The organism is Nocardia sp. SSK8 (genome assembly GCF_037034205.1).
Lineage (GTDB): Bacteria > Actinomycetota > Actinomycetes > Mycobacteriales > Mycobacteriaceae > Nocardia.
Genome location: NZ_JBAGKD010000024.1, coordinates 16,172 through 30,456, shown reverse-complemented (window position 1 = coordinate 30,456; position 14,285 = coordinate 16,172). Strand labels below are relative to the sequence as shown.

At 66.7% G+C, this 14,285-nt stretch carries 11 protein-coding genes; 2 read left to right on the top strand and 9 right to left on the bottom strand.

What is annotated here, in order from left to right:
• The first annotated feature begins 431 nt into the window (after positions 1-431).
• Positions 432-1,880 (top strand): AAA family ATPase, encoded by a 1,449-nt coding sequence (locus WA675_RS26960; RefSeq protein WP_336088196.1) that lies wholly within the window; start codon positions 432-434, stop codon positions 1,878-1,880.
• A 25-nt stretch (positions 1,881-1,905) separates the two neighbouring features.
• Here WA675_RS26960 and WA675_RS26955 read toward each other — a convergent pair whose 3' ends face one another.
• From WA675_RS26955 to WA675_RS26915, 9 genes are all read right to left on the bottom strand, one after another.
• Positions 1,906-2,574 carry an SMI1/KNR4 family protein gene (locus tag WA675_RS26955; protein WP_336088193.1) on the bottom strand — a complete coding sequence of 223 codons (669 nt, stop codon included), beginning with the start codon at positions 2,572-2,574 and terminating at the stop codon, positions 1,906-1,908.
• A 5-nt stretch (positions 2,575-2,579) separates the two neighbouring features.
• Positions 2,580-2,984: a hypothetical protein gene (locus tag WA675_RS26950; protein WP_336088191.1), complete on the bottom strand. Its 405-nt coding sequence runs from the start codon at positions 2,982-2,984 to the stop codon at positions 2,580-2,582.
• Positions 2,985-3,001: 17 nt separating this feature from the next.
• Positions 3,002-7,894 (bottom strand): WXG100-like domain-containing protein, encoded by a 4,893-nt coding sequence (locus WA675_RS26945; protein WP_336088189.1) that lies wholly within the window; start codon positions 7,892-7,894, stop codon positions 3,002-3,004.
• A gap of 3 nt (positions 7,895-7,897) precedes the next feature.
• On the bottom strand, positions 7,898-8,215 hold the full coding sequence (locus WA675_RS26940) for a WXG100 family type VII secretion target (protein ID WP_336088187.1): 318 nt from the start codon (positions 8,213-8,215) through the stop codon (positions 7,898-7,900).
• Complete coding sequence (locus tag WA675_RS26935) at positions 8,212-8,700, bottom strand: YbaB/EbfC family nucleoid-associated protein (protein ID WP_336088185.1); 489 nt, start codon at positions 8,698-8,700, stop codon at positions 8,212-8,214. Before WA675_RS26935 ends, WA675_RS26940 begins: the two co-directional genes overlap by 4 nt.
• 107 nt (positions 8,701-8,807) lie before the next feature.
• Complete coding sequence (locus WA675_RS26930) at positions 8,808-9,521, bottom strand: DUF6882 domain-containing protein (protein WP_336088183.1); 714 nt, start codon at positions 9,519-9,521, stop codon at positions 8,808-8,810.
• A gap of 59 nt (positions 9,522-9,580) precedes the next feature.
• Positions 9,581-9,988 carry a type II toxin-antitoxin system VapC family toxin gene (locus tag WA675_RS26925; protein ID WP_336088180.1) on the bottom strand — a complete coding sequence of 136 codons (408 nt, stop codon included), beginning with the start codon at positions 9,986-9,988 and terminating at the stop codon, positions 9,581-9,583.
• On the bottom strand, positions 9,981-10,235 hold the full coding sequence (locus tag WA675_RS26920) for a type II toxin-antitoxin system Phd/YefM family antitoxin (RefSeq protein WP_336088177.1): 255 nt from the start codon (positions 10,233-10,235) through the stop codon (positions 9,981-9,983). The genes WA675_RS26925 and WA675_RS26920 overlap by 8 nt, the downstream gene beginning before the upstream one ends.
• A 50-nt stretch (positions 10,236-10,285) precedes the next feature.
• Positions 10,286-11,311 carry an NADP-dependent oxidoreductase gene (locus WA675_RS26915; RefSeq protein ID WP_336088174.1) on the bottom strand — a complete coding sequence of 342 codons (1,026 nt, stop codon included), beginning with the start codon at positions 11,309-11,311 and terminating at the stop codon, positions 10,286-10,288.
• A gap of 400 nt (positions 11,312-11,711) precedes the next feature.
• On the opposite strand from WA675_RS26915, the gene clpB reads away from it, so the two are divergent.
• Positions 11,712-14,285 carry an ATP-dependent chaperone ClpB gene (gene clpB, locus WA675_RS26910; protein ID WP_336088171.1) on the top strand — a complete coding sequence of 858 codons (2,574 nt, stop codon included), beginning with the start codon at positions 11,712-11,714 and terminating at the stop codon, positions 14,283-14,285.

Sequence of the window (14,285 nt, the reverse complement as noted above, 5' to 3'; positions counted from 1 at the left end):
TTGTCTGTCCCTCGGTCGGGCTCTCCGGTAACGACCGGCAGAGGCGGCCACGCCTGGACACGACACAGTCAGCTCGTCGCGCGGGGCAGACTTCACCCCGAAGACGACGATGGCCCGACGCCATGAGGCATCGAGCCGTTGCATGTAGGATTTCATCCCACGGTGCGAACAGCTCGGACTGTTTCGTACCCAGGCCGTTCGGTGAGTTGGCGCTCACCGGGCGGCCGTTCTTGCTGGTGTGACGCTACACACTCCTACCTGCGAGAGCAACCCACTGGCATCCTCTACCTCTGCCCCGAGAGTCGTTCTGTCCGAGGTTGATCGGGTCGAACCAGCCTGTGCCAAGCCGCGAGCGGAAGGCATGGCCGCAGACCTCCATCCTATGCTTCTCCGCTATAGAACTATAGTTCTAAGGTGTATAGTTCTATAGCGTGAGCCTTCCTCAGAAGCCCGAGCGAGTGTTCGATCGCGTTCGCGAGTGGGAAGGTTTGGCCAGGTTCGCCGCGTCCAGCAACGATGACGTACGACTGGGGATCGTCAGCGGGCGACGACGGCAGGGCAAGACCTACCTGCTCGACGCATTGGCCGAGCAGACCGGCGCGTTCTTCTTCGCGGCGACCGAATCGACCGAGCGGGAAACGCTCGAACGGTTCGGACGCGCGGTCGCGGCCTTCGGGGGCGGTGGTCGGTACGCGTTCCATGACTGGGAGGAGGCGCTGGAGCGGCTGTTCGCGGTGGTCGGCAATCGGCTCGTGGTGATCGACGAATTCCCTTACCTGGTCAAGGCATCGCCCGCACTGCCGTCTCAACTGCAGCGCGCGCTGGATCCGCGGGGGAGTGCGCGAAGCGCGGGCTCGCGAGTGCTGCTGTGTGGGTCAGCGATGTCGGTGATGGGCGGGCTGCTGGCCGGTACCGCACCGTTGCGTGGCCGCGCCAGTCTCGAACTGGTCGTCAAACCGCTCGGATATCGGCAGGCCGCGCGGTTCTGGGAGATCGACGACCCGCGGTTGGCCGTGCTGGTGCACTCGATCGTCGGCGGTACGCCTGCCTATCGTCGCGAATTCGTAGGCGGCGACGCACCGTCCTCGCTGGCGGACTTCGACTCCTGGGTGTTGCGCACAGTGCTGAATCCGCAGGTTCCGCTGTTTCGCGAGGCCCGATACCTGCTCGCTGAGGAGACCGAGATCCGTGATGTCGCGCTCTACCACGCGGTTCTCGGCGCTATCGCGACCGGTAACGCGACTCGTGGCGGCATCGCCGCGGCGATCGGACGCCCGTCCACCGACATCGGCCACCCGCTGTCGGTGCTGGAGGATTCGCAGCTGATCGTCCGTGACGCGGACGCGTTCACCAAAGGTAAGCCGCTCTACCGAATTTCCGAACCGCTGATCGTCTTCTACGAGGCGATCATGCGCCGGCAGTGGACGCTCTTGGAACGCGGGTACGAAGAGGTCGCCTGGACCGGCGCCCAATCGACCTTCCTCGCCAAGGTCGTCGGGCCGAACTTCGAATCCATCTGCCGCGACTGGGCCCTCACCGCCGGACCCGCGGTGTTCGGCGAGCCAGTCGGCCACGTCGCCTCCGCCTCGATCAACGACGCCAACGCTCGCGCGCAGATAGAAGTCGACGTCGTAGTCCTCGCCGCGGAGGAACCCGGCCAGCCGAGGCGCGTGCTCTCCCTGGGCGAGGTGAAGTGGGATCGTGTCATGGGCGTCGGCCACATCAATCGCCTGGAACGCGCTCGAGAACTGCTGGCGGGCAAAGGGTATGACGTCAGGTCCACCCTGCTCGCGTGTTACAGCGGTGCGGGCTTCAGTTCCGAGTTGACGTCGATGGGTGGCGTGTTGCTGGTCGACCTTGAGACCTTGTACGCCGAATAGGCGGTGTCCTCGAAGTCGGTTCGACCTAGACCGCGTCACCTAGGCCGAGTAGTTGAATACCGCGGCCATCTCGGTGGGCTCTACCGACTTCTAGTATCGAAATTGGAACACTCCGGTTGTATCCGTCGGTGTGGGCAAATTGTCCGAAACCGTTTTCGATGATCAACCCGTCGGAGGAAACTGCAGTCAATACATCCCGGAGAAAATCAGCGAGTGAATCCCAAACCGCTTCCCTGTCACAGTCCTCGTGCAGAGTGCAGAAAATGATCTGCCCGCGGTGACCGGTGGCACCCGGATTCGTATCAATGGCGAAGGCGATGTCTGCGGTGGCCATCACGGGACACCATCCGCGATCCCACCACACCATTCGCACCGAGTCCGCGACCGATCCGTCCAACTCCTCGTACGGGACCCCGGGGCCACTGAATTCGGCCTCGGTGGCACGGGCGTCGCACAGTTCGCCTGCTGACCATGCGCTCTCGAAGCACAGACCGAAAACGTCTCGACCGCCGAGCACTGACCACAGCGCGGCGGCTTCTGCTGGGGCTGGCTCGCCAGTAAGGGCTTCGTACCGGTCGGCAGGATGGTCTCCGCGACGAAGCGGGGGCTCGAATCCTCGGTTGGTCAAGGTCGTCCAGATCTTGTTCGCGAGAAGGGTCACCTTGCCAGTCGATTGGTTATCGAGATCGCTCATGGTGTTCAGAAGTCACGCGGGCGAACATTTTCGATGACTTCCTCGTCCGTGAGTTTGCTGAAGAATGGGTTGGCCCAGCGGATGGATTCATCGAAGTCGAAAGAGTATTCGATTCGGAACTGGCCCGACCGGGCTACGGTGCATTTTACTCCCGTGCACTCGTCGCCCTGGGCTTCCAGCAATTGGCGGGTCGCTGTCTTCGCGGCCTTACCGATGGCTTTGTGGTCGAATACATCAACTATCGTTCCGTCATCGTCCCGGTAGGAGAAGCAATCCCAGGTGGACACTCCCGGAGCGGTCTTGACCCGTGTCGATACGCCATATGTCCAGTCTTCGTATCCGAGTGCCGCTGCTTGTCCGGTTGTCTGCGCAAGTGTGATGCTGACCTCGGCTACGTCAATTTCATTCATGATTGTCTCCTAATATGTCAGTCAGAATGTCTCTTGAAGTCGGCGGATGTGACTCCGTGAGCTCTGCGATTGAATGAATTTCCTCCGTGGTTGTCGAAGTCGATGTTAATCGTTGTGAACCGTTGCCCGTTGGCATCGATGAAGCGTGCTTCGACTTCCACTCGGTCTGGGGTGACTGCGTCAGGAGGATCGGTTTCGAAACGTATATGAGTTTCTCGGCCGGCGCCTGATGCAGGCCAGCCAGCAATAGCGTTCTCCAGCGTTCTGAATTGGACCTGATTGAACGTCCGCTCTTGCGGAAAAAGGTTGACGAGGCCCCGGTCAAGCGTAGTGCGGTAGCTGGAGGCATGCCCGCCATCGTACGACGTCGGCTGGCCACTCGGGTTGGTGCCCTCATGGCCTGTTGCAGTGGCAACGTTGCTTTCAGCCCTATCGCCGTCACGGTCCATCTGATCGCCGGTCGAGAAGTCGTGTCGAATGACTCCTTCCGTTGACACATGGCGGCCGTTGAGGGATTCGGTGAGTACCACATTGTCGCCGACCTGCGATCGGGAGAACGATCGGATATCGCCGTTGGCATCAGGGGGAAAGATCACATGCTGCTCATGACGAAGCACTGTGTACGTGCCGGCGCCGCGCTTCCGATCGTATTCGACTGCGCGCGGGGGGTAGTCGCGAACAACGGTGTGGTCCGGCGGATCGCCGTAGATGGTATCGGTGTATGGTTCGCCGTCGGCTGTTTGGCCGTTTACCTGGCGGGTCGGGGAGCCTTCTGGAATAGGTAGTGGATGGTCGTTGTGTAGACGACTACCGCGAATGTTGGCATGAGCGGGGTTGTTCGGGTCGTACGGCGGTGCCTCCGTGACTCGTGTAGGTGGTGTAATCCGCTGTCGGACTGCATCACGACTGTCGTTGAACGGTATTTGCTGGCCCGGTGGTGTGGTCGTCGGAGGCGGGGTGGTCGGGCTTCCTGTCTGGGCATTGTTCGGTTGGGCTCGGTCGATCGCGCTGTCGGTATCGAGGGCACTCGTTGGCGAAGTGCCTGGCGGGTGGGGATCTACGCCGTGGGGAGCTGAGGTTCCGTCCGGACGGTGAGTACTCCATTGCCCGTCGGGTGGGATTCGGGGGGTGCGGGTGCCGTCCGGGTTGGTGATGGTGCTGGCACTGAAGACGTTTCCGTTGGTGTCGGTCCAGGCGGCTTGGGTGGGGGCCAGGACTTCTACGCCCAGGTGTTGGGCTAGGCGGTTGGCGAAGTCGTTGGCGGAGGCGTCGCAGCCGATGAGGCGGATGGGGGTGGTGCCGTCCCAGGTGGAGCGGCGGAGGAGGTCGCCGTACTGCTCGGGGGTGAGGGTTTGGCCGCCTACTACGGCGTGGCCGTCGGGGGTGATGTGGGTGTCGGCGGTGAAGCGGGTGGGGTCGGCGGGGACTCGGTGGGGGAGGTCGCCCATCGTGGGGTCGCCGCGGTGGTGGGAGACGCCAGCGGGGGTTTGCTCGGCGTGGTTGTTGTGGAGGGTGTCGAGGTCGACGGCGGAAGAGGGGTCGACGGGTGAGGTGGTGTCGACCGTGGGGTTGGTGGTGACGGTCGGGTCGGTGTTGACGGTTGGGGTCGCGTCAGCGGATGGGGTGGTGTTGACCATTGGGGTTTCCGTGGTCGTGGTTGGGGGTGGGGTGTGTTGGTTGGCCCAGGAGGGGATGGTGGCTCGGGCCAGGTCGGCTCGGGAGATGTCGGAGCCGAGTTGGCGGATGTCGTCGGGGGTGACGGTGGGGGTGGTGGTTGGGGGGAGACCGAGGTTCGCGCGGACGGTGTTGGAGAGGTCGGTGAGGGAGGGGTTGGTGTCGGCGTCGATCGTGAGGTCGGCGGTGGTGGGGTTGGTGGTGGGGACTACGTCGACCATCAGCCAGTCGCCGAGGGGGAATTGGGTGCCCTGGTTGAAGGTGAGGTCGGTGGCCAGTTGGGTGCGGTCGGTGACGGCGTCGATCGTGGTGGGAGGTGTTGTGGGGGAGGCGGTTACGGCGGCGGTGACTCGGACGACGCGGACCGGTTGGCCGAAGGCGTTGGGGTAGCTGGCGCTTTGGTAGGGGCGGCCGGTGGTGGGGTTTACCTGGAGGGCCTGGTCGTTGGCGGGGGTTACCGCGCGGAGGGATTCGCGGGCTTGGCGGGCTCGGGCGGCGTTCTCCAGGTCTTGGGGGGTGAGGGTGGGGTCGGCGGGGTGGGTGTTGGTTGCGGGAGTGGTGTCGGAAGGGCTTTCAGTGGGGGTCGGTTCGGTCGACTGGGGTGTATCGGTGGGGGTCGACTCGGTTGGGGTCGTTGCTTGATCGTCGTCGGTCGGTGGTGTCGAGTCGGGAGACGGGGTGGTTCGCGACGCCAGGTCTGGTGACGGTGTGGTCGACGGGGTCGAGCCGGGAGACGGGTTCGTTGGTGATGCCAGGTCCGGTGACGGGGTGGTTGGGGTCGTCGGGACTCGTGACGGGGTGAGGTCGGATGTCGGCGTCGAGTCGACAGGCGGTGTGGCGTCGACGGGCGGGGCGGACTGCGGGTTCGTGTCGGTCGCCGGGTTGGTGTGGGTTCGCGGGGGTGTCGAGTCTCGCGGTGGGGTGGTTGTTGGGTTCTGTGAGCGTGCGGGGATGGGCGGGGTGGTCGACGGAGTGGCGCCGTTGGTGGGGGTTGTCGGGCGGGTGGTTGTGGACGGTTGGGGAGTAGTTGTCGGCTGGCCGGTCGACGGGTTGACCGGCATGGCGCTCATCGGGGGGATGGTGCTTGTCGGTGAGCTGGGGGTGGAAGGGGTTGTCGGCGTGATGGTTCCGGCCGATTGGGCTGTGGTCGGGGCCGTGGGGGCCATTGTTGCCGCGGCGGTGGTGGTGTCGTCTGACTGTGGGGTGCGGTTCGGGTCGGTCTGGATGTTCGGGGTGATCGAGGGCGATGACGGAGTGCCAGGGGATGACGGGGTAGCAGGGGATGACGGGGTGCTGGGGCTGGTCGGCTGCGCGGTGGTGCCGGGGGTGGTGGGTGCTGTTGTGGGGGAGGTGCCGGGGTTGGTCGACGTGGTGTCGGTGGGAGTTGACGGCTGCGTGGTTGTCGGGGAAGGGGTGGTGTCGGTGGGGGTTGTCGGGGTGACCGGCTGTGGCTGGGCTGGGGTTTCTGTCGACGGGAGGTCCAGGGAGGACGGGGTCTGGGGCGTTTGGGTTGGGTTCTGGTTGGGGGAACCGGTGTCGCCGGGGGTGGAGGGGTTGCTGTTGGTGGGTGTGGATGGATTGGGGGTGGTGTCGCCAGGGGTGGGAGTGGTGTCGCTCGGTGTCGTGGGGTTGGTGGCGGGTGTGGATGGATTGGTGTCGCTGGGGGTGGACGGGCTCGGATCGGTCGGTGCGCCGGTCGAGGGCTGATTCGCGTTGTCCGCGGGCGTCCCGCTGTCGGGAATGTTGGGGTTGGTGTTGCTGGGCGTCGTCGGGCTCGGCGCGTTGTCGTTCGGTGAGTTCGGGCTGGGCGAGCTGTCGTTCGGTGAGTTCGGGCTTGGTGAACTGTCCCCCGGTGAGTTCGGGCTTGGGGAAGTGTCGCCGGGTGTGCTCGGGCTGGGCGAGCTGTCGCCGGGTGTGCTCGGGCTGGGGGAGTTGTCGCCGGGTGAGTTCGGGCTGGGGGAGTTGTCTGCGGGTGGGTTCGGGGTGGGCGAACTGTCGCCGGGAGAGTTCGGGTTCGGTGAACCGGTTGACGGTGAATCGGTGCCGGGTGTGCTCGGGGAGGTGTCGCCTGGGGAGCTCGGTGAATCGCCGCCGGGGGACGAAGGGTTCGTGTTCGCGGGTTGGGTTCCGCTGTCCCCGTTGGGTGTTGAGGGTGAGCTGGGGTTGGGGGTTCCGGTTGAGGCTGGTGAGGTGGAATCGCCGTTCGGCTGGCTGGCGGGGGTGTCCGTGCCCGCGGGGGTGGTGGGGGCGTCGGTGCCGGGGACCTCGCCCAGGTCGGGGACCTCGGGGGCGGTGGTGGTTCCGCCGTTGTGGAGGCTGGATTCGATGCCGCTCTGGAGGCCGCCCGCGCCCGCGCTGGTGAAGGTGTCGACGCCGATATCGAGTTTGAATTCCTGGCCGGTCAGGGCGGAGTTGAGGCCCGCGGTGGCTACCTGGGCGGACAGGTCGGCGCCGAGTTCGGTGGCGGCGCCGCTGAGGGATTTGGCGGCCATTTTGCCGAGGCCGTTGGAGATGTTGTCGCCGACGCCGCCGAGCTTGTCGCCCAGGCCGCCGCCGACGGCGCCGCCGACCGCGCCGCCGAAGGTGGCCAGGCCCAGGTCGCCCCAGCCGAACTTGTCCATCGAGCGGTCGCCCTTGGCGACCTGGATGGTGCGGGCGAGGGCGTCGATGCCACCCTCTTCCAGTGCCTCGAACGCGGCGCCCTTGAGGGCCGCGCGCGCGGCGGCTTTGGCGAGGCCGCGCGCGATCATGCGGGTGATCAGCTGTTTCATCGCGATACGCACCGCGACCTGCGCGGCGACGCGGGCCGCTACACCGGCGGCGGCGCCGACACCGGTCCAGGCGGTGGCGATGGCGGCGGCGATCTCGACGGCGGCCACGATCATCGTGCCGATGATCACGAGCTTGGTGTGCTCGATGTCGTTGGCGCCGTCTTCGAGGATCTCGGCCTGTTTCTCGCACCATTTGCGGATGGCGGTGAAGGCGGCGTCGTCACCGGCGAGCAGTTTGTCGCGGTAGGCGGCGATGGCGTCGTGGGCCTCGCCTTCCGAGAGCGCGGTCAGGGTTGCGGTGAGGGCAGCCGCGGCGGTGTCGTCGACGGTGTCGAGGGTTTTCGCGGTGGTGGTCCAGGCGTCGGCGAGGCGGCGCATGGCGGTTTCGTCGCCATCGGGCCAATCACCGGCGCCCAGAATGTATTTCGCGACCCACTGGAGTGAGTCGGGGATCTCGATGCCCACGGGCTAAGTCCCCGTCGACTGCTTCAGTGCGGCGGCCTGGGCGGTGTCCTGCTCGACGAGTTTGTCGGCCAGGGTGACCATGTTCGTGCCGAGCTGGGTCATCGTGGTGGCGAGATTGGCGACAGCCTTCTTACCCTGATCGACTCCGGGCGTGTAGTTCTGGGCGAAGGCGGTGCCGGTTTCGTCGGCGCCCCAGCATTCGCCTTCGGCGTCCAGGGCGGCGGTGAGGGCCTGGAGCGCGGAAGTCAGTGTGGTGGCGGCGGATTCGTAGGAGCCCTTGGTGTTGCGCAGGGCATCCGGGTCGACGTCGATCGAACTCACCGCAGGTACCCCCGGTTCCGGAAGTACTCGTCTTCGTCATCGATGGGGGCCGCGGGTGGCGGTGACATCTCCGGTGGCGTGAGGAACTGCGCCATCAGGTCTTTCGTGCTCGGGGCGCCGGGGATCAGGTCGGGGACGTCCGGAAGTGAACCCGAGAGTTCGGTGAGTGGGGCCAGTGCTTCCTGCTGGGCCTGGGTCGTCATCTGGGCGGCTGCTTGGATGGTCGCCGTGATCGACGCGCCCAGCTTCTCCGGCGTCGAACGGCGGAAAGCCTCCGGCTCCACATGAACCTCGATGACACCGGCGACATTCGCGGTGACGCGCACCAGGTTGTCGTCCGACCACACCGTCACCGGTTCGGCGGCGCTGCTCTGTGCCGAGAGCAAGGCCGCCGAATCCCGTTGATACGCATCGAGCATCTGATCGATCTGCGAACGCAGGGCCGCGTTGGTATCACGCGTGATCTCGGGCAGATCGTCGGTCATCGCGAATCCCACTCTCGGCAACAGGGTGTCGAGATATTGGACGTGTGAGCGTCGCCGGGAGATCCCTAATGTGCGCTATGTCTCATTCGTTGCGGTTCGCTACGAAATCATCTGGCGCCCAACTGCGCATCGATGCCAGTGGTTCTGGCCCACTCGTCGAAGGTGAGGGTGGCGTTCAGGGCGGGGCCGGTGAGGGTGGCGCGGCGGTGGTCGTCGGACCACTCGATGGTGAGGCCGCGGTGGTTGGCGTAGGAGTGCACGGCGCGGCGGTGGTCGGTGATCGGGAACTCGGTGAGTGCCTGTTGGAGAACGCGCATGACGCGCGGGGATTCGGGGGTGGGGAGCTGGAACAGGGGGTGCTCGATGAGGAAGGCGGCGCGGGTGCCACCGCCGACGGGGCCGCTGTAGGCGGTCCACACGCCGGAGATCGCCTTGGCGGCGTCCATGAAGGTGTTCACCACGGCTTCGGGGCGGTCCGAGGGGGTGGGGAGGGCGGTGAAGGGCACCTCGACGTCGGCGAGTTGGCTGATGCCGTATCGGATTCCGGTCTCGCGCACGGACTGGGCCAGTCCGGTCACCGTCTCCGGGTACCCGGCCGGATTCCCCCACGACCACAACCACGACTGCGGGCCGGGTGCTGCCGAGCCGAGCAGATGCATCCGCTCGCACTCGATCGGCTGATCACCGGTCAGCGTGAACCGGCCCGCGCGCAGATCGACACTCCACCCCCGGTCCCCGACGACATCCGCGAGATGCAGCTGATGCTCGAACGAGTACAGCGCGGCATCGTCGAGCAGATTCGACAGTGTCAATTCAGACATATCGACGAGCCTACCGAGCCGGACTCACGTGGCTCACGGACGATTCGCCTGATGTGGAGTCACACCGGAATTAGCGTCAGCACCGGATCTAGGCCCTTGAAGTCATCGGGGTTGCGTGTGTAGAGGGGCAGATCGTTCACCGATGCGATGGCCGCGATCATCAGATCGCATTTGCGGGGCTTCTGGTTCCGGCCTTCGGCAACCACGAGTTTCGCCATCGTCGTGAACCGTCGGGCGGCGGAAGGGCAGAAGTGCAACGCGTCGAATGCGTGCTCGACCTCGAGTAGGCGTTCGGTCCGCAGCGCCAGGATCTGCGGTGATGGCGCCAGGGCGATGCCGATGCCCAACTCGGCCAGCGTGATCGTGCTGATTCTGGCGTGGATCGGAAGCTGGTCATCGTCTATCTGCGCGATATCGACGATGACGCAGGTGTCGAGTAGTCCGACCGGGTGGCGGGGCTCAGTCATCGAGGCGGTCTTCGCCGAAGGCCGCGTCGATCTCCGCCCGTTCCGTTGCCGCGTCGGCCGTCGCGGCGAAGCGGGCGAGTCGAGCCTTCAGAGCGATAGTCGGCACCTCGCGCGGGGCGTGAATCGGACGCAGCTCGCCGACCGGACGCCCATTGCGGGTGATGATGAAGTCGTCGCCCGCCTCGAGAGCATCCATTACGCCCGCGCTGCCGTTGCGCAGTTCGGCCTGAGTGATTGTCCTGGTCATCTACCGATTGTAGCGACTGATGCTATGTGTGGCTATGTGCCGACAGTCGCTCAGATGGCCAGGACGGTCTTTCCCCGGGCGTTGCCCGCGCCGAGGACCGTGGGGGCGGCTTCGAGGGGGACGGTCATCTGGACCGGGACGACGACGTCGCCCGCGGCTACGCGGGTGAGGAGGCGGGTGAGTTCGGGGGCGCGGCCCTTGGATTCGAAGTTGCCGCCGGTGATGTCGCGGGCGCGCAGGGCGGGTTCGTCGGCGGCCCAGGTGGTGGAGTAGGCGTGGCCGCCGGGGCGGACCAGGGTGGCGTGGCGGGCGAAATCAGCGGGGGCGCTGACCAAGTCGAACAGGACGTCGATGCCGTCGGGGTGGGTGAAGTGGACGGCGCCGGTGATGCTGGAGTCGCGGTAGGCGGCCGGGTCCGGGTCGACGAGGTTCGGGTCGGCGGGGCGGGGCTGGGTGTAGTCGATGGTCTCGGCGGCGCCGAGCCGGGCGACCTGGTCGGCGGCGTCGCCGCGCGCGGTGGCGATGACGTGCGCGCCCGCGATATTGGCCAGTTGGACGAGGAAGGAGCCCACTCCGCCGGTCGCGCCGACGATGAGGACCGTCTGGTCGGGCTGGATATGGGCGGCGTCGACCAGGTCCTGCGCGGTGACCCCCGCGATCGGCAGGGCGGCCGCGGCGACCGAGGTGACCCCGTCGGGGATCGGCACCAGCGTCGCGTCCTCGGGGACCACCGAGAACTGCGCCCAACTGCCGTGCCCCGCGGGCGCGGTGAGGAACTTGCCGACCACCTTGTCGCCGACCGCGAACTTGGTGACCCCGCTGCCCACCGCCGAGACCGTCCCCGCGCCGTCCACCCCGAGGATCATCGGGAAGTCGGTCGGCATCTTGCCCTCGAGTAACCCGTCAGCCATCTTCAGATCGAAGGGATTGACCCCCGCCGAATCCAGGGCCACCTGCACCTCTCCCGGGCCCGGCTCCGGCACCGGAACATCCGCCAGCTCGGGGGTGCCGCCGAACTTCTGAACCACGATCGCGCGCATGTCGACGAACTCCTCGCATCGATGAGAGCCGGGCACCCGCAATCCTAGGCGGAACCCCTTCCGACATGCGGTGATTGACCGGCTTCGGTGGTGTCGCGGCGTACCGTCGACGAGGGGAACGCCCCCGCGGAAAGATTTCAAACTTGAGCGGAATAGACTCAACTCTGACCCTGTTGGATGAAACGACAACAAAAACGGTCACCCCGACCACAAACCAGTACAAAGGTCCCAACCAAAGACCGCGCAAACCGCCCTCCCAGCCCCGCACCCGCGACCCCGAGGAGCGGCGGCCGACGAAGTCGGCCGGTCGCGGCCGGGTCGCCGGTCAGCGCTCGAAGCGCATGCGCCGCAGGCGCGAGTCTCGAGCGCTGACCGGCGGCCCCCCAGGGGCCGCGACCTCGAGCGCGCCAGCGCTCCAACAACACAGGAGGTGAAAGTGGATTCGTTCAATCCCACCACCAAGACCCAGGCGGCGTTGACCGCTGCTCTTCAGGCCGCCTCGGCGGCAGGCAATCCGGAGATCCGTCCGGCGCACTTGCTGGTGGCGTTGCTGGATCAGACCGATGGCATCGCGGCCCCGCTGCTCAAGGCCATCGGCGTGGATCCGGCGACGGTCGAGCGCGAGGCGGGTGACATCGCCGACAAGCTGCCGCGGGCAACCGGTGCCACCACCACCCCGCAGCTCGGGCGCGAGGCGCTGGGCGCGATCACCGCGGCGCAGCGGCTGGCGACCGAGCTCGGCGATGAGTACGTCTCCACCGAGAACCTGCTGGTCGGGCTGGCCACCGGGGATTCCGAGGTGGCCAAGCTGCTGCAGCGCCACGGCGCGACACCGGAGGCGCTGCGCGACGCGTTCACCGCGGTGCGCGGCAGCGCGCGGGTGACCAACGCCGATCCCGAGGCCAGCTACCAGGCGCTGGAGAAGTACTCCACCGACCTCACCGCGGCCGCGCGCGCGGGCAAGCTCGATCCGGTGATCGGGCGCGACACCGAGATCCGCCGGGTGGTGCAGGTGCTGAGCAGGCGCACCAAGAACAACCCGGTGCTCATCGGCGAGCCCGGGGTGGGCAAGACCGCCATCGTCGAGGGCCTGGCCCGGCGCATCGTCGAGGGCGATGTGCCGGAGTCGCTGCGCGGCAAGAAGGTCATCTCGCTGGATCTGGGCGCGATGGTCGCGGGCGCGAAGTACCGCGGCGAGTTCGAGGAACGGCTCAAGGCCGTGCTCGACGACATCAAGAACAGCGCGGGCGAGATCATCACCTTCATCGACGAGCTGCACACCATCGTCGGCGCGGGCGCCACCGGTGAGTCGGCGATGGACGCGGGCAACATGATCAAGCCGCTGCTGGCCCGTGGCGAGCTGCGCCTGGTCGGCGCGACCACGCTCGAGGAGTACCGCAAGTACATCGAGAAGGACGCGGCGCTGGAGCGGCGTTTCCAGCAGGTGCTGGTCGGTGAGCCGTCGGTGGCCGACACCATCGGCATCCTGCGCGGCATCAAGGAGCGCTACGAGGTGCATCACGGCGTGCGGATCACCGATTCCGCGCTGGTGGCGGCCGCGACGCTGTCGGACCGCTACATCACCTCGCGATTCCTGCCGGACAAGGCGATCGACCTGATCGACGAGTCGGCCTCGCGGTTGCGGATGGAGATCGACTCGCGGCCGGTGGAGATCGACGAGGTCGAGCGCGCGGTGCGCCGCCTCGAGATCGAGGAGGTGGCGCTGGAGAAGGAGACCGACGCGGGCTCCAAGCAGCGCCTGGAGAAGCTGCGCCAGGAACTGGCCGACGACCGGGAGAAGCTCGGTCAGCTCACCACCCGCTGGCAGAACGAGAAGAACGCCATCGACTCGGTGCGCGGGCTCAAGGAGCAGCTCGAGACGCTGCGCGGGGAGTCCGAGCGGGCCGAACGCGACGGTGATCTGGGCAAGGCCGCCGAGCTGCGCTACGGCCGGATCCCCGCGCTGGAGAAGGACCTGGCCGCGGCCGAGCAGGCCAGCGGCGCGGCCGCCGACGGCGAGGTGATGCTCAACGAGGAAGTCACCCCGGACGACATCGCCGATGTGGTGTCGTCGTGGACGGGTGTGCCGGTGGGCCGGATGCTCGAGGGCGAGACCGCCAAGCTGCTGCGGATGGAGACCGAGGTCGCCGGACGCGTGGTGGGGCAGGAGGAGGCCGTGCGGGCGGTGTCGGACGCGGTGCGTCGGGCCAGGGCCGGGGTCGCCGATCCGGACCGGCCGACGGGCTCGTTCATGTTCGTCGGGCCGACCGGTGTGGGTAAGACCGAGCTGGCGAAATCGCTGGCCGACTTCCTCTTCGCCGACGAGCGCGCGATGGTCCGCATCGACATGAGCGAGTACAGCGAGAAGCACTCGGTGGCTCGCCTGGTCGGCGCGCCGCCCGGATATGTGGGCTACGACCAGGGCGGACAGCTCACCGAGGCGGTGCGCAGGCGGCCGTATTCGGTGGTGCTGTTCGATGAGATCGAGAAGGCGCACCCGGACGTGTTCGACATCCTGCTGCAGGTGCTCGACGAGGGCAGGCTCACCGACAGCCAGGGCCGCACGGTCGACTTCCGCAACACCATCCTCATCCTCACCTCGAACCTTGGTGCCGGTGGTGACAAGGACCAGGTGATGGCGGCGGTGCGGCGCGCGTTCAAGCCGGAGTTCATCAACCGGCTCGACGACGTGGTGATGTTCCACGCGCTCGACGCCGAGCAGCTCGAGTCGATCGTCGACATCAACCTGCGGCAGCTGCAGAAGCGGCTGTCCCAGCGCAGGCTGACCCTCGACGTGAGCACCGAGGCCAAGCAGTGGCTCGCGGTGCGCGGCTACGACCCGGCATACGGCGCGCGGCCGCTGCGCAGGCTGATCCAGCAGGCCATCGGCGACAGCCTGGCCAAGGAACTGCTCTCCGGCGCGATCGTCGACGGGGACACGGTGCGGGTGAGTGTGGACGACGCCACCGACAAGCTGGTGGTCGGACGCGAGGTTGTCCACAGCTCGTGA